This is a genomic window from Nocardia sp. XZ_19_231 (assembly GCF_015355705.1).
GTDB lineage: Bacteria > Actinomycetota > Actinomycetes > Mycobacteriales > Mycobacteriaceae > Nocardia > Nocardia salmonicida.
In genome coordinates, this window is the sequence record NZ_JACUZI010000002.1 from 1,010,066 (window position 1) to 1,030,482 (window position 20,417).

General features: G+C 67.8%; 17 protein-coding genes. 15 read left to right on the plus strand and 2 right to left on the minus strand.

Going from position 1 to position 20,417, the window contains the following annotated elements:
• Positions 1-79 precede the first annotated feature (79 nt).
• From IBJ82_RS35065 to IBJ82_RS11800, 11 genes are all read left to right on the plus strand, one after another.
• Entirely contained in the window at positions 80-1,933 is a 1,854-nt protein-coding gene (locus tag IBJ82_RS35065; protein ID WP_194825905.1) for a hypothetical protein, read from the plus strand.
• On the plus strand, positions 1,930-2,709 hold the full coding sequence (locus IBJ82_RS11755) for an ESX secretion-associated protein EspG (protein ID WP_194825906.1): 780 nt from the start codon (positions 1,930-1,932) through the stop codon (positions 2,707-2,709). Before IBJ82_RS35065 ends, IBJ82_RS11755 begins: the two co-directional genes overlap by 4 nt.
• Before the next feature lie 9 nt (positions 2,710-2,718).
• Positions 2,719-3,051 carry a hypothetical protein gene (locus tag IBJ82_RS11760; RefSeq protein WP_194825907.1) on the plus strand — a complete coding sequence of 111 codons (333 nt, stop codon included), beginning with the start codon at positions 2,719-2,721 and terminating at the stop codon, positions 3,049-3,051.
• Positions 3,052-3,077: 26 nt separating this feature from the next.
• The gene (locus tag IBJ82_RS11765; protein WP_194825908.1) at positions 3,078-3,374 is read left to right on the plus strand and encodes a YbaB/EbfC family nucleoid-associated protein; all 297 of its coding nucleotides are present in this window, start codon (positions 3,078-3,080) and stop codon (positions 3,372-3,374) included.
• A gap of 100 nt (positions 3,375-3,474) precedes the next feature.
• Positions 3,475-3,786: a type VII secretion target gene (locus IBJ82_RS11770; RefSeq protein WP_194825909.1), complete on the plus strand. Its 312-nt coding sequence runs from the start codon at positions 3,475-3,477 to the stop codon at positions 3,784-3,786.
• 2 nt (positions 3,787-3,788) lie between these two features.
• Entirely contained in the window at positions 3,789-5,135 is a 1,347-nt protein-coding gene (locus tag IBJ82_RS11775) for a hypothetical protein (protein WP_194825910.1), read from the plus strand.
• A gap of 27 nt (positions 5,136-5,162) precedes the next feature.
• Positions 5,163-5,474, plus strand: coding sequence for a PE family protein (locus tag IBJ82_RS11780; RefSeq protein ID WP_194825911.1), 312 nt, complete (start codon positions 5,163-5,165; stop codon positions 5,472-5,474).
• A 15-nt stretch (positions 5,475-5,489) separates the two neighbouring features.
• The gene (locus tag IBJ82_RS11785; protein ID WP_194825912.1) at positions 5,490-6,467 is read left to right on the plus strand and encodes a PPE domain-containing protein; all 978 of its coding nucleotides are present in this window, start codon (positions 5,490-5,492) and stop codon (positions 6,465-6,467) included.
• Positions 6,464-7,255 carry an ESX secretion-associated protein EspG gene (locus IBJ82_RS11790; protein WP_194825913.1) on the plus strand — a complete coding sequence of 264 codons (792 nt, stop codon included), beginning with the start codon at positions 6,464-6,466 and terminating at the stop codon, positions 7,253-7,255. The genes IBJ82_RS11785 and IBJ82_RS11790 overlap by 4 nt, the downstream gene beginning before the upstream one ends.
• Positions 7,256-7,295: 40 nt before the next feature.
• Positions 7,296-7,631 carry a WXG100 family type VII secretion target gene (locus tag IBJ82_RS11795; protein ID WP_194825914.1) on the plus strand — a complete coding sequence of 112 codons (336 nt, stop codon included), beginning with the start codon at positions 7,296-7,298 and terminating at the stop codon, positions 7,629-7,631.
• A 49-nt stretch (positions 7,632-7,680) separates the two neighbouring features.
• Complete coding sequence (locus IBJ82_RS11800) at positions 7,681-7,974, plus strand: WXG100 family type VII secretion target (protein WP_228536851.1); 294 nt, start codon at positions 7,681-7,683, stop codon at positions 7,972-7,974.
• Positions 7,975-8,031: 57 nt separating this feature from the next.
• On the opposite strand, the gene eccE is transcribed toward IBJ82_RS11800, so the two are convergent.
• Positions 8,032-9,858, minus strand: a complete 1,827-nt coding sequence (eccE, locus tag IBJ82_RS11805; protein ID WP_194825915.1) for a type VII secretion protein EccE — start codon at positions 9,856-9,858, stop codon at positions 8,032-8,034.
• 117 nt (positions 9,859-9,975) lie between these two features.
• Between eccE and eccB the strand changes: the two genes are divergently transcribed.
• Complete coding sequence (eccB, locus tag IBJ82_RS11810; RefSeq protein ID WP_194825916.1) at positions 9,976-11,475, plus strand: type VII secretion protein EccB; 1,500 nt, start codon at positions 9,976-9,978, stop codon at positions 11,473-11,475.
• Positions 11,476-11,493: 18 nt separating this feature from the next.
• Here eccB and eccA read toward each other — a convergent pair whose 3' ends face one another.
• Complete coding sequence (gene eccA, locus IBJ82_RS11815; RefSeq protein WP_194825917.1) at positions 11,494-13,320, minus strand: type VII secretion AAA-ATPase EccA; 1,827 nt, start codon at positions 13,318-13,320, stop codon at positions 11,494-11,496.
• 158 nt (positions 13,321-13,478) lie between these two features.
• On the opposite strand from eccA, the gene eccD reads away from it, so the two are divergent.
• From eccD to eccCa, 3 genes are read left to right on the plus strand one after another with little or no spacing between them, the layout of a single operon-like run.
• Positions 13,479-14,939 (plus strand): type VII secretion integral membrane protein EccD, encoded by a 1,461-nt coding sequence (gene eccD, locus IBJ82_RS11820; protein ID WP_370585274.1) that lies wholly within the window; start codon positions 13,479-13,481, stop codon positions 14,937-14,939.
• Complete coding sequence (gene mycP, locus IBJ82_RS11825; RefSeq protein WP_194825918.1) at positions 14,936-16,345, plus strand: type VII secretion-associated serine protease mycosin; 1,410 nt, start codon at positions 14,936-14,938, stop codon at positions 16,343-16,345. The genes eccD and mycP overlap by 4 nt, the downstream gene beginning before the upstream one ends.
• A gap of 9 nt (positions 16,346-16,354) precedes the next feature.
• Positions 16,355-20,416 (plus strand): type VII secretion protein EccCa, encoded by a 4,062-nt coding sequence (eccCa, locus tag IBJ82_RS11830; RefSeq protein WP_194825919.1) that lies wholly within the window; start codon positions 16,355-16,357, stop codon positions 20,414-20,416.
• Position 20,417: the final 1 nt, after the last annotated feature.

The window sequence follows — 20,417 nt, forward strand, 5'->3', positions numbered from 1 at the left end:
TACGTCGAAGGAATTGATCACGCAGGCAGTCTCTCGTCGCAGGGAAATGTCCGTGTGGTGATGAGGAGGACAGGCGCGCATGGGCGATACACCCAATCCGTGGAGTGGGCTGCGAGCCGAGTCGCTCAGCGGTGTACTGGAATTGCAACCGAAGGTGATCGACGGCCTCGTCAACGAGGCGATCGACGTTCGTATTCGGGTGAACTCCGTGCAGGCCGCGCTGGGTAAGGTCGATCAGCTCGCCGCGTTCGCCGCGGTGATTCCGTCGGCGGCGGCACTGGCGAATCGGTTTTCGGCCAAGGGCCGCGACCTCAAAGGAATCCTCGACGATCACGGCAAGATCCTCGACGACATGAGCGATACGTTCCTTGCCTCCGGTAAGGCATACACCGGCGGCGACGAAGGCGGCAAAGCCGACCTGGCCGGCCTGCGTGGGCGGATCGAGTCGGACAAGGGCAAGACCGAGAATCTCGGCACTGCTCCCCAAGCCTTCGGGCGATGCATGGACATCTCGGTCCTGAAGAAGGAAGGAGGCGGGGTCCCTGACAGCCTGCTGATGCCGCCTAAAGGCCTGGAATTCGATCCGATGGTCGTCAACGCCGAGGATCCGACTCAGTTCGGCTATGACGATTATCAGAAGATCATCGCCTCGCTGAGCGGAAGCCCGAGCATGGAGGTCACCGCAGCACAGGCTGGGTCGGATTGGAAATGGCTGGCGGGCAGGCTGGACGAGAAGTTCGAAGGGCTGTCGAACAAGATGATCGCCACCGAGAACAGCTGGCGTAGTCCTGGTGAAGGCGGTGGCGCCGACCGCGCACGTCAGGCGATCGCGGCGTACGGCAGTGGCAACAAGAACCTGGTCGAAGGCATGAACGCGCTCGGCGATCTGCTGGGGTTCGTCTCGGATTGGCTGTACGCGACCAGGACTTCGTTGCAGGCAGTGAACTACACCGACGTGCAATATCTGTCACCGGAGTCGGTGCGCGCGTATGAGACGCGAAAGAAGCTTGCCTACGAGGCGCGTTATGCGGCGGCGATGAAGAACACCTATGTGCTCGGTGTCGACAACTCCGCGGGCGTGATCGCCCTGCTTCCCGACCCGATCCCGCCGACGACGGGCAGCAAACCAACGGGTGACGGCGCGGGTACGGGCGGTGGCTCCGGATCCGGCGGTGGTTCGGGAGCAGGCGGCGGTTCAGGCGCGGGTGGTGGTTCGGGTTCCGGAGCCGCCGGGCTCTCCTCCGGATTCCAGAACGGTATGTCCGCCTTGCAAACGGCGGCTCAGACCGCAGCCCAGGCCGCGGCCAGCGATGCGGCGAAGGCCGCCGCGCGTACCGCGGCGGAGCAGGCGGCGAAAGCCGCGGAGCAGGCGGCGCAGAAAGCAGCGGAGCAGGCGGCAGAGCAGGCGGCGTCCTCAGGGCTGGAGCAGGTGAGTTCGGCCGCGCAGTCGGCGTTGGAACAGGCGAGTTCGGCCGCGCAGTCGGCGCTGGAACAGGCGAGTGCGGCAGCGGCGGGAACTGATCCGAGCGCGCTGTCGTCGATCCCCGGCCTGGCCGGTCTCAGCTCCTCATTGGAGGATCAGGCGAAGAAGATGACCGCGGCGGCCAAGAGCGGTGGTGGTGCGGGCGGCGGCTCGGGTGGTGGCGCGGGCGGCGGGCTGTCAGGCCAGAGCTTGCAGAACGCGTCGAGCCTGTTTCCCCGTGCCGCGGTCACCGCGACCGGCCTCGAAGCGATGGCGAGCCGCGCGGGTATCGCGGGCGGTGGTTCCGGGATGCCGATGGGCGGCATGCCGATGGGCGGCGGCGGGGCAGGCGCGGGCGGCGGCGGACAGCAGAAGGACCACAAGCGCGCCGACTACCTCGACTCGGTCGATCATCTGGACGAAGCGCTCGGCACCGCGCCGATCGTGGCGAGACCGGTCATCGAACAGTGACAGCCGTTGTGGAGTTCACGCCGGTGGAGTTCGCCGCGATGTATGACGAGCTGAAGGAGGAAAGTCTGCCCGAGCCGCTCAGCTATCGCGGTGCGGCGCAGAGCTATGCCGACAGCATTCGCGTCAAACATGAAGCGTGGCACGCACTTCGGCGCCGGTCGGGCCCGGAGCTCGAGCTCCTCACGCAGGCGCTCACCCGTCCCGATATCCGCGTGATCGCGCGCGGTATCGACGGGCGGGAACCGGAGAACCCGAAGCGGTCGCTGCGTGTGCTCGCCGTCCGCAAGGGTGACGACGCGTTCGTGGTGCGCCAGGTGCCGGGTGAAACCATGTCCGACTCGGCCGGTTTCGCCGTCACCAGGCACGATGCCCTCGCGCTCGGGGATGCGGTGGCGTCGTTGTTTCCCGTGGCCGACCCGGGCAGGCGTCGTGACTTCGAGCTCGTCGACACCACGGCCCCGGATGTCGACTTCTCGTTCGGCCGCTCCCTCGTGCACGACACCGGCGATGATTTCGCTGCCGCCGGTGCCGGATTTCTCGACGAGCCCGATGACCTCGCGGGCACCATCGAGATCGAGCAGGGCTGGTCGCGATTCGGACCGCGCGGCATCGTACGGCTGTATCTGGTCTGGCGTGACGTGGTCGACGATGGGCGATACGTCATCGTGCCGGGTTCACCGGCCCGGGTGGTCCCCGCCGATCGCAAGCGGCTGGTCTCGCTGGTCAACGCGCAGATCGCCGAAGTTGTCAGAGCCATCAGGGATGATCGGGCGTAGGGAGGGCAGATGGACGAGTTTCCGACCGAGTTCACCGCGGCGTCACTGACGGGCGGGATCGAGGTGCGTACCACCGAGCAGGGGCTGCCGGTGGGGATCACGCTCGATGCCGATCAGTTGCGCGGCGATCCGGGCGCCCTGGCTGCCGAGGTTCTGCGGTTGTGCCGGAAATCGGCGAATCGGGCGGGGTTGGCACGGCGAAATCAGTTGGCGGCGGCCGGGTTCGATCCGGGTCTGCTCGCTGCCACCGGTCTGCCGACCGAAGCCGAGGTCGCTTCGGCGGAGATCATCGAGGAGCAGGACTACGACACCGAACCCGAAAGTTGGTTGCGTTCGGTATGACTCGACGAGAAGGCAGGTAACCGGGGATGGTCGAGACCATGGACGAGCTCATCGCGCGCGTGCAGGGACAGCTGTACCGGTTACAGGATCTGACCGAGACGACGCAGGGCATTCGGGCGGAGGAGACCTCGGCAGACGGTGCGGTGACGGTGACCGTCGACGGCAACGGCGCACTGGTCGGGCTGGATTTCTCGGCGGCGATCAGCAAGCTCACGCCGGCGGATTTCGAGCGGGTGCTGGTGGAAACCGCACAGGCGGCTGCCTATCGCGCTTACGCCGATCGGGCCGCCGCGATCACGGCGTTCAACGAAGCGAACACGTGAGGTTCAACGAAACTTTACCGGCGCGATGCGTAGCGCTGACATTCGACTGGTAGATAGAGTAACGAAACACCAAGGGCTGTTTCGAGATTGGACGATAGTCATGAATCATGTTGCGGTAGTTCCCGATGCAGTTCGTGCCTACGCCGGTGCTTCGGCCACCATGGCGGCGGGGGTGGCCCAGGCCGGTGCCGTCGATCAGGCGGCGACAGTCGGCGCGGTCGTGCCGGTGTTCGGCCTGATCGGGCAGGAGTTCCTGCTGTCGTTCGCTTACGCGCAAGCCAACCACCTGACTTCGGTCGCGCAGCTGGCGGGCGTGCACGCCGGGACGGCGCTCACCGCGACGCAGGCGGCCGCCACCTATGAGGGTGCCGACGCGGCGGCCGGACTCAACATCGCGATGGTCGACAAGTAGCCATGGCGTTTCCCGGGGGAGTTCCTACCAGCGGCGCGTCGCTGGATCCGACAGTGCTCGAGCTGATGCGGGGCAGCGCGCTCGCGCCGATGCTCGACCAACCGGTGAGTCAGGCGCTGACGTCGATGGGTCTACCGCAGCTGCCGCAACTTCCGCAGTTCGTCGGTCTGCCGGAGATGCCGCCGCTGCCGACGATCGATCTCACGGCGCTGATGCAACCGCTCACCCAGCTGGCCTCGGCGTTCGGCACCGGCCAGCTGGGCGGCACCGGCACCGGCGACGGGACCTCGGTCGATCCCACCGACATGCTGTCGAACGTCAGCTCCACGCTGCAGACGGTGATGTCGCTGGGTTCCACGGCATTGCAGACGGTGATGTCGCTGTGGCAGAGCGCCGGGTCGTCGGAAGCGGCCACCAAGGCCACCGCCGCCCAGGCCGATGGCGCGAAGCTGGCGACACAGAGTACGCAGGAGAAATCGGTTCTCGTCGGTGCGGCGGGCAGTGTGGCCACCGGTGCGGCGCAGTTGTCGGCGGTCATCGCGCGCTATTCGGCGACCCTGGCACTGGCGCCGCTGTACGCGTTGACTCCGGTCGGGCAGGGCGTGCTGGTCGCGGCGACGATCGAATCGATGACCGAGGCTTTGGCGATCACCGCCAAAACCAAGGTCGAACTGCTCGGGCACAGCGGCCAGATGGCCAAGGCCGGCGAGAAGGTCGAGATCACCAACGCGCCGACCGGTGTCGACTCGAGCGAATCGCTGAGCCAGTTGATGAGCATGATCACGCCGTTGATCTCCACCGCGAGCACGGCGGTGCAGTCTGTCAGCTCGATGGCCGAACAGGCGAAATCGCTGTCGGCGACGACCGCTGCCACCACCACCGATGCTTCGACCACCGGCGATGCGCCCCTCGGCGCGGATGCCGAAGGACTGGGCAGCGCGGGTGGCGGTGGCGGCGGTGGCATGGGTGCCATCGGCGGGATCGGCGGGATCGGTGCCGCGGCCGCGACACCGCTGAGCCCCTGGCAGGGCGGCCGGGGTAGCGGGCTGTCGACCGTCGGAACCACTGGCGCCGCAGGCGCTTCCGGTGCCCCGGCTACGGGTGGCAACGCAACGACGACCAGTTCGTCGCCGGGTTACATGCCGATGGGCGGCGCTGGGGGCGGGGCCGGTATGCCGATGGCGCGGGCCGTCGACGGTGGCGGCAACGAAGCCGTGCACAGCCAGCTGGTCACAGGCAATCACGGCGACGAAGTCGTCGGCCAGATCGAGGGGGTGTCGATGCCGGTGGTCGGCGCCGCCGAACCTGCCACCACCGAGGCACCACCGGACCGAGAACTCACACTGTGACGCGGGCACACCACGACAGGAGTCGCAATGAGCAACACCTTCGAATTCGATTCAACCGCAGCGAGTAACGCCGCATCGGCATTGGACGCCATCGTCGATCGGCTCTCCACCGAGCTGACCGCGGTCGCGCCCGCATTGCACGTGACCGCCGCCGGGACCGATGAGGTTTCCGCGCGGGCCGCGGTCACCGCGAACGGCGTCGCCGACGACTACCTGACCGGAGCCGAGGCGGGCGCGCGGGAAATGAGCAAGCTCGCCGCCACGCTGCGTTCGCAGGTGTCGGAGTTCGATCGGATGGAGTCCGACAACACCAGCGGCTTCGGCGGCTCGTCGGCCTAGGGGAACACACCACTGATGATCGAACCACCGCAGCCCGGGTTCACCGGTGTGGTGTGGGAGGCACGCGAGCCGCAACGGCTGGCGACCGAACTCACCACCGGCCCCGGACCGATGCCGATGGCCGACGCGGCCGCCGCCTGGACGCGGCTCGCCGCGGCCTTCGGCGCGGCCGTGCTCGACTACGAGCAGGTGCTGCGGATGCTGCGCGGTTCCTGGCAATCCGGGCGCAGTGACGAAGTGTGGGAACGGGTTTCGATGCTGCGTGACTGGCTGCTCGAAACCGCGGCGGCGGCCACCGCCAACGCCGCCAGGATGCACGCGCAGGTGCTGGCCTACGAAGTCGCGGCGCGGGCCATGCCCAACTCCGGCGAGATCGCCGCGATCGCCGAGATCCAGAAGGCACTCGAACAGGTCGGCACGATGCTCGGCGCGCCCGTGCAGGCGATCGCGGCCCAGACCGACGCCGACGCCGACGTCGCCAAAGCCGTTGCCTCCCGGGTGATGCGCAGTTACGAGGCGGCCACCGAGCCGCTGGCGAATCCGTGGTTGCATGTCCCGCCACCCCCGATCGTGCCCGAGACCGCGCTGATGGCAGAGCAGTCCGGTGGGAAGGCCGTATCGGCGTCGGCGACACCGTCGGCGATGCCGGGGATCGGCTTGCCGGGCCTCGGTGGCATGCCTGCCCTGCCCGCACCGGTGCAAACCGCCTATCGCGCACCCGTTTTCGCTCAGTCCGCGACCGCCGTCGCCCCGACCGCGCAGCCGACACCGGTAGCCACCACGGCGGGACACTCGACGCCGATCGCGCCGGGACCGATGGCGTCCGCCGCGGGCGGTCAGGACGCGGCGCGCTTCCCGCGCGCCGGCCTGGCCTACGAAGAATCCGACCAACTGGTCGCCGAGGGCGAAATCCAGGCCGCTCCCGCCGTTCTCGGTGTCGCCGAGCGAGCGGCGCCGCAATCCGGATCCGTGCAATCGGGCGGTGAGTCGTGACGACACTGACCAATGACTCGCTGCTCGCAGTCGCTGAACGCCTCGGCGTGCAGACCCTGCCGCTCGTGCTCGCCGTCGGTCCGCAGCAGGACACGATCGACGCGTGGCAGGCCGCGCGCGACAGTGCCGTCGCCGAACTCACGGCAGGCGGCGTGTTCGACGGATTCGGCGATGTCGAACCGGGTTTGGCCGAGGCCATGTTCACGCTCACCGCACCCGGGGCCGAACTGGCCGCGCGCTGCTACGGCGAAGACGGGCAACGCCGGATCTGTGTGGCGCGCCGCGGTTCCCAACACGCCATCGCGGTCCGAACCGGATCTTCGTTCGAGCTCTCGGCACCGGCGATCGATGGATCGGACCGGGAACTCACGAGATTGCTGCTCACCGCGCTGCCTGCCTGTCCGCAGGCCGAGATCGCCACGGTGAGTGTCGCGGCCGACGAGTTGTCGCGGCGCCTCGACGAGGCGAGTACCACCTCCGACTACGTGGACGCGATGTATGCGCTCGGTATCGACGCGCACGTCGCGACAGTGCTCGGTGCGGCTTTCGGCTCCTGCCGCGGCTACACCGAGATCACTGCCTTCGTCCACCACGACGGGCTGACCACCCGGGCTCCTGGCGCGGTCGCGGTGTACGACACCGCGCGCGGCCGGATCGTCGTAGCGCCGATGACGGCGCCCGACGGCCAGGTGTGGTCCACCATCACGCCGGGCACCGACCACCGCCTCACCCAGGCGATCGGTGCGCTCCTCGAGGGGCTTCCCGGTGGGGGGTGGCAGTCCGAATAGCCAACTCCCGTGTCACCCATCAAGAAGGAAAGGTTCGACAATGCCCCCTCAGGGACCAGTAGGCGTAGAAGCCGGCGGCGTAGACAACGTTGTGACGGCACTGCAGGAAACCATCAGCAATCTTCGTCGGTCGGTGAACGAGATCGACAGCTCCGCCCAGGCGGTCGTCAAGGGCTGGAAGGGCGACTCGCACGACGAGTTCGTCAAGGTCGCCGAAGCGTGGAACACAGAGGCCACCGCCCTGAACCAGAAGTTCGACCGGTTCAACGAGGCCATCGACTCCGGCAAGAGCACCATCGTGAGCATGGACCAGGGCGGTCTGTCCGGCGGCGGCTCGGCCGGCGGCCCGGCCCCGACCACCACTCTCCACACCTGATCGCTTCTCCCGATCGCAATCGGCATCGATACGACAAGGAACTAAGAGCATGACCATTCTTTACGATCCCAAGGCGATGAACGAGCTGTTCAGCGACCTGCAGGAATTCGGTGGCAGGATGCGCGGCGAGATCTCCGAACTGGAGACCGCCGCGACCAACTTCAAGGCAGCGCTGACCGGTGACAACGCGCACGCCAATTTCGAAAAGGCGCACAGCTCCGTGCACACGGAGCTGTCGGACACCCTCACCACGCTGGACAAGCTGGCCGGGGCGGTCGAGTCGGCGCTGAACCGTGCCCTCGAGGCCGACGGCAAGGTCGGCGACGGTTTCGCGGATTTCTGATCCGATCGTCGCGAAGGCCGACCGGTGTCACCGGTCGGCCTTCGTTATATATAGGGGTCAGCGGGCGGCCAGTGATTCGCCGATGTAGTGCATCTCGTCGGGGGTCGTGACCATGGTGACCGTCGCGGTGCCGGTGCTGGTGCGGACGGTGATCCGGTTGGGGGAGTGGGGGTCCTGGGTCAGGGTCACGTCCGGGGCGAAGTCGTCATGGTCGCGTTCGGCGGTGCGGACCTCGACCACCGTGGCACCACCGAGATGACTCGTCGGCGCGATGCCGTCGTACACCAGGACGGTGGTGGTCGGGTACGGTGCCGCGGGCATCGGGGCCGGCCCGAGCTGCGGTGGCGGGGTGGCCCCAGCGGCCCGGGGTGCGATCGAGAGTAGTTGGGGCATAGCCAGATTCGCGACCATCGACTGCCAAGCCTGCGGTCTGGCGGTGTGCACGATGGCGTGGGCGCCGAGTGCGGTCGCCCGCAGGATCACCTGCTGGGCGAGGTCGAGGTTGCCGATGACGTCGACGTGGCGGGTGCCTTCGCCGATCAGCGGCACGGCGATCCCCTGGCCGGTCGCGTCGGCGCCGATGAGTTGTCCGCAGCCGGTGGTCGGCACGGCGATATCGGCGAGCGCGACGAGGGTGCCGCGGTAACCATCGCGCCCGCCGAGGTCGTCGGCGGCGCCGATCGGCAAGGTGTCCAACAGGATCCGGCCTTGACTGCCCGGCAGTTCACGCAGCCCGGGCAGCGGCTTGTCGTCCAGTGGTGTGGCGGTGTCGAAGCGGACGACGGCGTTGAGCACGACGGTGTCGGCCTTGTCGTCGCGGCGGTCGGTGCGCCGCGCACCCGGGTGCAGGCGCAGGGTCACCGTCGTCGACAGGCTCGGGGTCGACCAGATCTCGGCGAAGCCGAAGGTGGTGATCATCGGCGCGGTGAGTTGGTAGTGCGTGAGATGACGGGGCGGGGTCTCCGGCTCGGTGTGCTCGGGCTGCTCACGCTGCCCGGTGACCTGCTCACGCAGTGACGTGGTGCGCTCGGGCCTGTTCCGCTGTTCGGTGGCCAACCCGTGCGCCGACTCGGTGAGTCGCAGCGGATCGAACCCGTGGGTGAGTTGGCGCAGCGCGCTGTTCATCTCGGTGGCGGTGAGGACGGCTGCGTCGATGCCGTGAGTGGCGAGGCGATTGGCGACTCGGCGGGTAGTGATGATCATCGTGCGCAGCGCGCCCTCGGCGCCGCCGCCGCGCTTGCCGACCGCGGTGGCATTGGCGACGGGATCCAGGCGCAGCACCAGCCAGCAGGTGCGGTGCGCGATGGCGGGCAGCGGACCGAGGATGCGGTCGTAGAGCTGCGCCGCCGCACCGATACCCGCGGTCCGCGCGCCGGTCGCGATCACATCGATGCTCACGAGCTGAACATCGAATTGATCCAGACAGCGCGCGATCTCGGTGATCGGCATCAGTTGGTCGGCGCTGAGCGAACCACTGCGCAGCAGTGTCAGGGTGTCCGGCGGCGGATCGATGCGCAGCATCGTCAGCAGCAGGTCACCGTCCCAGCGCATCCCACAGCCACCGCCTTCGGCCAGCGGCACGTCGAAGGCGGGCGCGCGGTCGATGGTGTCGGTGCGGCCTGCCAGCCTGCGACCGATCCACCCGCTGAGCCGGACGGCGGGTGTGCGCCGCCGGATCGGGACGAGCCCGATCAGCAGCACCGCTACCGCGGCGCCGATCGCGCCCGGCACCGACTGCGTCGTCGCGAGGACGACCCAGGCCACGATCGCGGCGAGTATCGCCACGGGCACGCAGGCTTGCAGCGGAAAGATGCGGAAGAGCCAGAATTCCGGATCACGCAAGGTGTCGTAAACGTTGTCGCCACCGGTTTGCCCGGCGTTCATCCCATTGTTCAAAATCGTTGTCCCTGGCTGGCATACGTCGAATCATGGTGAAAGGCAATTCCGGAATTACGGTACCGTGTCGAGCGAGAACGTGATCATCGCAGCAATGGAGAACGTGTGCCGGCACAGCTGACAACCAAGGCCCAGGTCAACGGTTATCGGTTTCTCCTGCGCAGGCTCGACCACGCGCTGATCCGCCGTGACGTGCGGATGCTGCACGATCCGATGCGGTCGCAGAGCCGATCGATGTGGGTGGGTGCTGTGCTCGGGCTGATCGTCGTCGCCGGTGCCGCCATTCTCGGTTTCCTGAAGCCGCAGGGTGCGATCGGTGACTCGCTGATCGTCACCGGAAAACAGAGCGGCGCGATGTATGTGGTCGTGCAGGGCAAGGACGGCACGAAAACATTGCACCCGGTGCTGAATCTGGCATCGGCTCGGTTGATCGCGGGCGCCGCCGAGGCTCCGAACGCAGTCAAGGACGACAAGCTCGGCGCCTTGCCGCGAGGGCCGATGCTCGGTATTCCCGGCGCCCCGCTCGCGCTGCCCGGTTCCGATCAAGGCGCGGGCTCGGACTGGACGCTGTGTGAGACCACTCAGCTCTCGTCGAGCGGCAGCGCTTCCGGCGCGACGGGCGGCCTCACCACCGTCCAGGTCGGCAAGCCCGTGCTGAGCGATCGGATCGGGGCTGCCCGCGCCGATGACGCACTGCTGGTGCGGCGCGGCGACAAGACCTACCTCGTGTACCGCGGCATCAGGGCCGAGATCGACCCGGCCGATTCGGTCGTCGCGAGAACGCTGGGGCTGTCGAACCACAAGCCTCGACCGATGGGTACCGGATTCCTCGGTGCGACCACCGAGGGGCCGCCGCTCGTGGTGCCGACGATTCCGCAGGGGGGTGCGCCGGGTCCTGGCAAGCTGTCGAATGTGCCGGTGGGCGGCATCATCTCGGTGCCGGGTGCGAACCGCGAGGAAACCTTGTACGTGGTCCTGGCCGACGGTGTGCAGCCGGTATCGGAGTTCACCGCGCAGCTGGTGCGCAACGCCGACTCGCGCGGGATGCGCGAGATCGCCGTCGTCGCACCGGACGCACTCGACCGGATGCCGGTGGTGCACGTCCTGGCGACCGACGACTTCCCCGAGCACAAGCCACGCCTGCTCACCGCCGAGGACGCGCCGGTGGCCTGTGTCAGCTGGTCGAAGACGCCGGGAACCGCTGTCGCGCAAGGCAAGTCGGTGGACGGACCGGCGGAGCGGGCGGCCCGCACGCTGTTGACCGGCGCCGAGCTGCCGTTGGCCGATGCCGCCCAGCCGGTCGTGTTGTCGAGCGCCGACGGTGCGGGCGACCGCGTGGACGCGGTGTACTTGGCGCCGGGCTCGGGGGAGTACATCCAGGTCACCGGCACCGAGCCGGGTAGCCCACGCCGCGAGTCGCTGTTCTACGTGGCCGACAACGGCGTTCGCTACGGCGTGCCGGACACCGCGACCGCCGCGATCCTCGGCCTCGGCGACAAGCCGCGACTGGCACCGTGGGCGATCGTCGGTCAACTGGTGCCGGGACCGACCTTGTCGGCCAAAGACGCGCTGACCAGCTTCGATTCGCTGCCCGCCGTCAAATAGTCGGTCGAATCCGCTCGGCTAACGGCCCACGTTGAGGGTGGCGATAACGCCGTCCAATGCCGTCCGCATGTCGGATTCCTCGATACGCATCAGCACGTCGTCGTCGATCTCGGACAGATCGACGTCGATATCGTTGGCCAGCCGGAACTCGCGTTCCTCCTCGGCCGCTTCGATGACGTTGCGGATGAATCGGCCGTTGCCCGCCAGGTCGACACCGCGGCGCGGCTGCCCGCTCTGATCGGTGCTCTCCAGGTTGTAGAGGTAGGTGCACGATTCGATCAGCGCGGCCAGCGCCGCGTCGGAGAGCTGGGAGTCGCGGCTGCCCGCGATGATCTCGCCGATCTGGCCGAGTTCGACCGGAGTGTAGGACGGGAACTGCAGGCGCTTGGAGAAACGTGATGCCAGACCATCGTTGGAGGTCAGCAGGCGATCGATCTCGCCGTCGTAGCCTGCGATGATCACGACGAGACGATCGCGGTCGTTCTCCATCCTGGCCAGCAGCGTATCGACGGCTTCGCGGCCGAACGCGTCACCGCCGGACAGGCCGGTCTGGATCAGGGTGTAGGCCTCGTCGATGAACAGCACACCGTCCATCGCGCTGTCGATCAGCTTCTCGGACTTGATCGCGGTACCACCGAGGTTCTGGCTGACGAAGTCGACCCGCTTGGCCTCGACCACCTTGTCGGTCTGCAACAGGCCGACGCCGCAATAGATCTTGGCGACGACCCTGGCGATGGTGGTCTTACCGGTTCCCGGCGGTCCGGTGAAAGCCAGGTGCTGGCCACGGGATTGGCTCGACAGTCCCTTCTCGGCGCGGATCTTGGCCAGCTGCGCCGAGGACTGCAGCTTGGCGACCTGCGTCTTCACCGAGGCGAGACCGACCTGCTTGTCGAGTTCGGCGCGGGCCTGCGCGAGCACTGTCTTGGCGCGGTCCGCGGCGTCGGCCTGGTCCATCTGTGCCATGGTGGGTGCCGAGGCCGGATCCCACTTGTTCGTTCTGGCATCGATGGATTCGCGGCTGGTGACCACGATCCGGAAGGTGCGATCACGCATCGCGGTCGTATTGGCGGTGAAATCGGGCAGCTGTGAATAGACCTGCTCGAACAGCGCCTGGGCCTCGGTTTCGTTGCCCGACTCGCGCAGGCACAGCCCGCGGTTGTACATGGCGGTGAACCGCGCCGACGGGATCGGGCCGGCCTCGGCTGCTTCCATCCGCCGGATCGCCTCACCGAACAGGCCGAGCTGGGCGCACGCGGTGCCGACCATCACATGGGCGCCGGTGGCCAGATAGGGGTCTTTCCACTCGGCGGAGCCGGTCAGCACGGTCATCACATCCGACCAGCGCTGTGTGTTGTAGTGCAGGACACCACGAATGTAGGTGCTGATCCGGTCGTCGATCTGCTTGTCCGGATCCTCGGTGCGAGCCTTGCGCAGCGCATCGAGTTCGTCGAGCACCTTCTCCGCCTGGTCGTAATTCTGGTCCTCGATCTGCCGTGCCGCCCAGGCCAACCAGATCTCGGTGAGCCCGGCGAGTGGGTAGTCGATGTAGAGACCGGGCAGGAATCGGCCCGCCATCACACGCGGCGCGAGTCCGAGCCTGCGTTGTTCGCGGCCGAGGGAGTCCAGGCTGGTGCGGTGCAGGTTGAACAGCACCTCGTTGGTGACCTCGCCCGCGGCGGCGCGGCCGAGCCACGCATCGCACATCGACGAATCCCACTCGGTGGCGCGCTGAAACGCCAGTTTGGCGTAGTCGTTGTCGCGCGCGGACTCCTGGCCATCGATGGCCAGGCCGAGCGACAGGACACCTGCGTCGAAGGCACGCTGAGCTTGGCGAATGTCTGGCATGTGGTGTCGGACCCCGAAATCTTCGTCTGGTGTGTGCATTACGTTCAACCCGGCAGGCGAAGCTACGATCGCGCCGGCTTGCCCTGTCCGTTAGATTAGGTAACGCTGCCGGGTGGTTGCAACGGAAGTAGTCAGCTACGACTGAGAGTTCATCACTGGTGTCGACGTTGTTAGGCAATGAACCCGAACTATGCCGTGTCTCGGTGATCGGGGGTGATACGCAGCTCGACATCGGACTGCCCGCCACCGTGCCGATCGCCGGATTCATCGGCGATCTGGTGTCTTTGATCCGCTCGCGTGACCCCCGATTGCCGGACGGCGACGAGGATTCGACCCCGGTGCGCGCTCAGCACTGGACGCTGGCACGTCTCGGGCAGGACCCGCTCGCACCGAACCGCACGCTCGTCGAGGCCGAGGTCTACGACGGCGAGCTGCTGGTGCTCAGCCCGGTGACGCGCAAGGAATCCCCCGCGCTGTTCGACGATGTGATCGACGCCGTATCTCGGCTCACCGCAGGCGAATTCCGCGGCTGGTCGGGTTCGGCCGCGCGCTGGACCGGCCTGGTACTCGCCACCGTCGCCATCGTCGCCGCACTGGCCCTGCTGGTCGTCTCCCGTGCCGACAGCGACCCCCTCGCCCCGGCGTTCGCGCTGCTGGGTACCGGGTTCGTCGCCTTGGCCGCGGCCGGTATCGCCGCACGCAAATACCTCGACCCGATCACCGGAAGCTGGTTGTCGCTCGACGCGCTACTGCTGCTGTTCGGCGGCGGCGCGCTGCTGGTGCCGGGGCCACTCGGCGCCGCGCACGCCCTGTTGGGCAGCACCGTGGTGCTGCTCGCCGCGATCGCGGGCTATCGGATCACCGGGAACGGGGCCGGGCTGTTCGCCGCGGCGATCACGATGAGCGTGCTCGCAGCCGGGGCGGCGGCGGTGTCGCTGATCTGGGAGCCCGCACCACCGAAGCTGTTCGCCGGCGTACTGATCGTCGGGATCGTGCTGCTGTCGTCGGTGCCGCGGTTGGCCGCGGTGGCCGCCCGTTTGCCCATTCCACCGGTGCCGACCGCGGGCGGTGCGATCGACCCAGCCGACCACGAACAACGCCCCACCATCGAGGGGATCGGCGCGGTCGGCGCGATGGCGCTGCCCTCGGCCGCCGGGCTCGGCGAACGGGCGCGGGTGGCCAACCAGATCCAGACCGGCCTGATCGCCGCCTGTGCGGCCGCCGCCGGTCTCGGTTCTTTCGGTGCGGTGAACCCGTTCGGGCCGATCCATTCCGGCGGTGTCGCGTTGGCCGTGATCACGGCGATCATCCTGTGTCTGCGCGGCCGTTCCTATGCCGACCTCGCGCAGGCGGCGACCTTGATCGCGGTCGGTGCGCTGACTCTGCTCGCCGTGGTCTTCGGGCTCGGGCTCGGGCACAGTTCGCTCGAATTCGCCGCGATCGCCCTGCTGTTGGTCATCGCACTCGGGGTGGTCGGCTTCGGCGTGATCGGCCCGCATGTCGAGGTGACGCCGGTGACGCGGCGGATGATCGAGATCTTCGAATACCTGCTCATCATCGCGATGATCCCGTTGGCGTTGTGGGTCATGGGCGTGTACTCGGCCGCCCGCAACATATGACACGCAAATCTCAGTGGCGCACCCTGATTCGGCCTGCCTTCGCCGTGGCGATCCTCGCGGCCGTGGCCGGTGTGCCCGCACCCGCGGTCGCGATCGCCCCACCGCAGGTCGACTCGGGTGCGCTCGACGCGGCGGTGGTGCTCAGCGCCCGACCTGCCCCGCTGGAACCCACCGAACAGCGTGAGCTGTGTGCCGAGCCGTTGTTGCGCGGTAGCGCGCCGAGTGAGCCGCCGTTCGCCCAGCAGGTACTCGACCTGCCTGCGGCGTGGCAGTTCAGCCGCGGAGCCGGGCAGAAGGTGGCCGTCATCGACACCGGCGTGAATCGCCACCATCGCCTGCCCGCCCTGCAGCCGGGTGGTGACTACGTCAGTGACACCGACGGCACCGTCGACTGCGACGGGCACGGCACCCTGGTCGCGGGCATCATCGCCGCCAGGCCGTCGCCCGACGACGGTTTCGTCGGTGTGGCGCCGGAGGCCGAGATCCTCTCGATCCGCCAGCTCAGCCTCGCCTACGAACCGAAGGATCGGCGGGGCGCGGACAAGCCACCCGGTGAGCTGCGCAGCGACGGCTACGGCAGTGTGCTCACCCTCGCCGCGGCCGTCGTCCGCGCGGTCGACATGGGTGCCACGGTGATCAACATCTCCGAAGTCGCTTGCACCCCAGCAGGTTCGGATACCGCCGACAGCGCCCTCGGTGCCGCGGTGAAGTACGCCTACGAACGCAATGTGGTGGTGGTCGCCGCCGCGGGCAACGTCGAGCAGGGTGGCGCTTGCCAGACCCAGAACCAGGGTTCCGGGTGGGGTGCGGTGGCGACCGTGCCGACCCCGGCGTGGTTCACCCCGTATGTGCTGTCGGTGGCATCGGTGGACGCCAACGGCGCACCGTCGGCGCTGTCGCTGCGTGGGCCATGGATCGGGGTCGCCGCGATCGGGCGCAATATCGTCTCGCTCGACAGCAAGCCGGGCGGGAGCGGGCTGGTCGACGGAGTACAAACTGCCCAGGGCGTGCAGCCGGTCGACGGAACCAGTTTCGCCGCACCGTATGTGGCGGGCCTGGCCGCGCTGGTGCGCGAGGAGTTCCCCGAGCTCAACGCCCAACAGGTGATCGACCGGATCACCCGCACCGCACACGCGCCGGGTCGGGGCCGCGATGATGCGATCGGGGCCGGACTGATCGATCCGCTCGCAGCGCTGACCGCACCGCTACCCACCGATCCGGTGAACATCGGTGCCGATACCGGCCATCCGATCGCGGCGCCCGCTGCGCCGCCCGCCCCGGATCCGCGTCCGCGGCAGGTGGCGATCATCGGCTCCTTGACCCTGCTCACTGTTCTCGGAGTCGGTGCCGCACTCGGCTTTCCGTTCCGTACCCGGCGGGCTGACCTGAATTCGGATTTCGAGTAGAGGTTTGTGATGGCTACCGAAGGTTTCGTCCGCCGCCCCCGGATCGCGCCTCCGCGCGCGCCGGGTGGTGAAGTCGCGCTCACCCCGCCGCCGGAGATCGACCGCGCGATTCCCGCGCCGCTGATGATGAAGATCATGCCGGTGATCATGGTCGTCGCGGTGGTCGGCATGATCGCGATGATGGCGACGATGGGCCGCAACCTGCTCGCCAATCCGATGATGATGATGTTTCCGATGATGATGCTCATGTCGATGGTCGGCATGATGGCGGGCATGCGCGGCGGCGGCCCCAAGCGGGCCGTCGAGCTCAACGAGGAACGCAAGGACTATTTCCGCTACCTGGACCAGGTGCGAAAAGATGTGCGCGGCACCGGTATCAAGCAGCTGGAGACGCTCAGCTGGAGCCATCCCGAGCCTGCCGACCTGGCGTCGCTGATCGGCAGCAGGCGGATGTGGGAGCGCCGCCCGAACGATCCCGACTTCGGGCACGTGCGCGTCGGCGTCGGCAGCCATCGGCTCGCCACCAAGCTGGCCAGACCGGAAACCGGTCCGCTCGAAGACCTCGAACCGGTCTCCACCGTCGCGCTGCGCCGCTTCGTCCGCACCCATTCCGTCGTACACGAACTGCCGACCGCGGTCTCGGCGCGCGCGTTCCCGGCGATCAATATCGGCGGAGATGTCGAGCAGGCCCGCGAGCTCGTCCGTGCCATGGTCATGGAGCTGGCCACCTTCCACGGGCCCGACCACCTCGCCGTCGCGATCGTCTGCGCCGACCCTGACGCCCACTGGGCCTGGACGAAATGGTTACCCCACCTTCAACATCCGAGCCAACGTGACGGGCTCGGCACGTCCAGGATGTTGTACACCTCGCTCGGCGAGCTCGAATCGGCGTTGCAGGTAGAACTGCTCGAACGCGGACGCTTCATGCGCAATCCGCAGCCGACCCAGGGTCGCCTGCACCTTGTCGTCGTGATCGACGACGGCTACATCAGCGGCAACGAACGCATCATCAGTGAATCCGGCCTCGACTCGGTGACCGTGCTCGACCTGACGGCCCCGGAGAACGGCCTGGCCGCCCGGCGCGGGCTGCAGTTGGTAGTCAGTGACGGCGCGGTGTCGGCGCGCAGCGCGTCCGGGGTGGAGAGGTTCGCCACCCCGGACGAGGTCAGCCTGGCCGAGGCGGAGTCCTTCGCCCGCAATTTGGCGCGCTATCGGCTCGCGACGGCGGCACAGATCGTCAGCCTGGGTGAGGGCACCGCCAGCGATCCGGGTTTGATGGCGCTGCTGCGCATTCCCGATGCGGCACAGATCGATCCGGCGCGCGTGTGGCGCCCGCGGACAGCGCGCGAACGCCTCCGGGTGCCGATCGGCGTCACTCCCGACGGCACCCCCGTCGACATCGATATCAAGGAGTCGGCCGAGAACGGCATGGGCCCACACGGGCTGTGCATCGGTGCGACGGGTTCGGGCAAGTCGGAATTCCTGCGCACGCTCGTGCTGTCGATGGTCACCACGCACTCCCCGGACGCGTTGAACCTGGTGCTGGTCGACTTCAAGGGCGGTGCCACCTTCCTCGGCTTGGATTCGCTGCCGCACGTCGCGGCCGTGATCACCAACCTGGAGGAGGAGCTCTCCCTCGTCGACCGCATGAAGGACGCGCTGGCGGGCGAGATGAACCGGCGCCAGGAGCTACTGCGCTCGTCGGGCAACTACGCCAATGTCACCGATTACGAGAAGGCAAGGGCCGCGGGCGTTCCGCTCGATCCACTACCCGCGCTATTCGTAGTCGTCGACGAATTCTCCGAATTGCTCTCGCAGAAACCCGACTTCGCCGAACTTTTCGTGATGATCGGCCGCCTCGGCCGCTCGCTGCACGTGCACCTGTTGCTCGCCTCGCAGCGCCTCGAGGAGAACAAGCTGCGCGGTCTGGAATCGCACCTGTCCTACCGCATCGGCCTCCGGACGTTCTCCGCCAACGAATCCCGTGCCGTGCTCGGCATCACCGATGCCTATCACCTGCCCAGCGTGCCCGGTGCCGGCTATCTGAAAAGCGATGCCTCCGAGCCGCTGCGGTTCAACGCCAGCTACGTGTCGGGGCCGTACGTGGCGCCCGTCGGCACCGTCACCGATGACGACGGCGCGCCCGTTGCGGGGCAGCGACCGGTGGTCTTCACCGCCGCACCGGTGGAGATCATCGAACGCGAGCGGGTCGAGACCGAGGGCTCCGCCGTGCTCGGCAGGCCCGAACTGCCACCGCCGCCACCCGCCGCGCCCGTCGTCGAGGAGGGCGTTCCCGACTCGCTGCTCGATGTCGTCGTGAAGCGGCTCAACGGCCACGGTAGGCCGGCGCACGAGGTGTGGTTGCCGCCGCTGGAGGAGTCGCCGACCGCCGATATGCTGCTGCCGGATCCGGACTGGCGTTCGCCGGTCAACCGGCACGGGCAGCTGTGGATGCCGATCGGTGTGATCGACAAGCCCTACGAGCAGCGCCGCGATGTGCTCACGATCAATCTGGCAGGCGCGCTGGGCAATACCGCCGTCGTCGGCGGTCCACAGTCGGGCAAGTCGACCACCCTGCGCACCATCATCATGGCCGCGGCCGCCACCCACACCCCCGAACAGGTGCAGTTCTACTGCCTCGATTTCGGTGGTGGCAGCATGGCGGGCCTGGTCGGGATCCCGCATGTCGGTTCGGTCGCCGGTCGCCTCGACGGTGATCGGGTGCGCCGCACGGTCGCCGAACTGACCACGCTGATGCGACTGCGCGAGGAACGCTTCGCCGAGCTCGGCATCGAATCGATGATCGAGTTCCGCAGGCGCAAGTTCTCCGCCTTCGAAGCGCGTCAGATCAACGGCACCACCGCGGCCCCCGGCGACCCGCTGGCCGCCGACCGGTTCGGCGACGTGTTCCTGGTGATCGACGGCTGGTCGGCGATCCGTGAGGAATTCGATCTCCTCGAAGCGCAGATCAATGCCATTGCGGCCCAGGGTCTGTCGTTCGGCATCCACCTGATGATCGGCGCATCGCGCTGGGCCGAGATCAGGCCGGTGGTGAAGGACCAGATCGGCACGAAAATCGAGCTCCGCCTCGGTGACCCGTCCGACTCCGAGATGGGTCGCCGGGTCGCGCACCAGGTTCCAGTCGGCAGGCCGGGCCGTGGCCTGAACGCCGAACATCTGCATCTGCTGATCGCGTTGCCGCGCTTGGATTCCGACTCCGACCCGGCCACCGTCGCCGACGGTGTCACGCGCGCCAAAGAGGGACTCACCGAGCTCTACCAGGGGCGCCGCGCGCCCGAGGTGCGCATGCTGCCGCTGCGGTTCCCGCGCGATCAAGTGCTGGCCACGGCTCGCGAGCAAGGCACCGAGCTCAACGGCACCAGGGTCGTCATCGGTCTCGACGAGTCCGAATTGCAGCCTCTCGTCCTCGATTTCGGCGTCGAGCCACATTTCATGGCCTTCGCGGACGTGGAATCCGGCAAGACGACGCTGCTGCGCAATATCGTCATGGGCATCACCGAGCAGTCGAACTCCGACGAGGCGCGAGTGATCCTCATCGACTACCGGCGCACCATGCTCGGCGTCCTCGACGGCAAACAGTTGGCCGGCTACTCCACCTCGTCGCAGACCTGCGGGCCGATGATCTCCGAGGTCGCCACCTACCTGTCCAAGCGGATCCCCGGCGCCGACATCACCCAGCAGCAGCTGCGCGAACGCAGCTGGTGGTCGGGACCGGAGATCTATGTCGTCATCGACGACTACGACATGGTCGCCACCAGCTCGATCAACCCGTTCGCGCCGCTGATCGAATATCTGCCGCAGGCCAGGGATATCGGCCTGCACGTGGTGGCCGCTCGACGCATCGGCGGTGCCTCCAGGGCACTCTACGACCCGATCCTCGGCGCGATGAAGAACCTGTCGGTGCAGACACTGATCATGAGTGGTTCCCGGGACGAGGGAAAACTCATCGGCGAGGTCCGCCCGAGCAAGCTGCCGCCCGGTCGCGGCACCATGATCTCGCGCAGTCGCGGTATCGAGATGGTCCACATCGCCGACCTGCCGCCGGTGTGAG

Bases quoted from the DNA above. Each gene is read 5' to 3' on its own strand.
- IBJ82_RS35065 (WP_194825905.1), top strand. From the start codon at position 80: ATGGGCGATACACCCAATCCGTGGAGTGGGCTGCGAGCCGAGTCGCTC.
- IBJ82_RS11760 (WP_194825907.1), top strand. From the start codon at position 2,719: ATGGACGAGTTTCCGACCGAGTTCACCGCGGCGTCACTGACGGGCGGG.
- IBJ82_RS11765 (WP_194825908.1), top strand. From the start codon at position 3,078: ATGGTCGAGACCATGGACGAGCTCATCGCGCGCGTGCAGGGACAGCTG.
- IBJ82_RS11770 (WP_194825909.1), top strand. From the start codon at position 3,475: ATGAATCATGTTGCGGTAGTTCCCGATGCAGTTCGTGCCTACGCCGGT.
- IBJ82_RS11775 (WP_194825910.1), top strand. From the start codon at position 3,789: ATGGCGTTTCCCGGGGGAGTTCCTACCAGCGGCGCGTCGCTGGATCCG.
- IBJ82_RS11780 (WP_194825911.1), top strand. From the start codon at position 5,163: ATGAGCAACACCTTCGAATTCGATTCAACCGCAGCGAGTAACGCCGCA.
- IBJ82_RS11785 (WP_194825912.1), top strand. From the start codon at position 5,490: ATGATCGAACCACCGCAGCCCGGGTTCACCGGTGTGGTGTGGGAGGCA.
- IBJ82_RS11795 (WP_194825914.1), top strand. From the start codon at position 7,296: ATGCCCCCTCAGGGACCAGTAGGCGTAGAAGCCGGCGGCGTAGACAAC.
- IBJ82_RS11800 (WP_228536851.1), top strand. From the start codon at position 7,681: ATGACCATTCTTTACGATCCCAAGGCGATGAACGAGCTGTTCAGCGAC.
- eccE (WP_194825915.1), bottom strand. From the start codon at position 9,858: ATGAACGCCGGGCAAACCGGTGGCGACAACGTTTACGACACCTTGCGT.
- eccA (WP_194825917.1), bottom strand. From the start codon at position 13,320: ATGCCAGACATTCGCCAAGCTCAGCGTGCCTTCGACGCAGGTGTCCTG.
- mycP (WP_194825918.1), top strand. From the start codon at position 14,936: ATGACACGCAAATCTCAGTGGCGCACCCTGATTCGGCCTGCCTTCGCC.
- eccCa (WP_194825919.1), top strand. From the start codon at position 16,355: ATGGCTACCGAAGGTTTCGTCCGCCGCCCCCGGATCGCGCCTCCGCGC.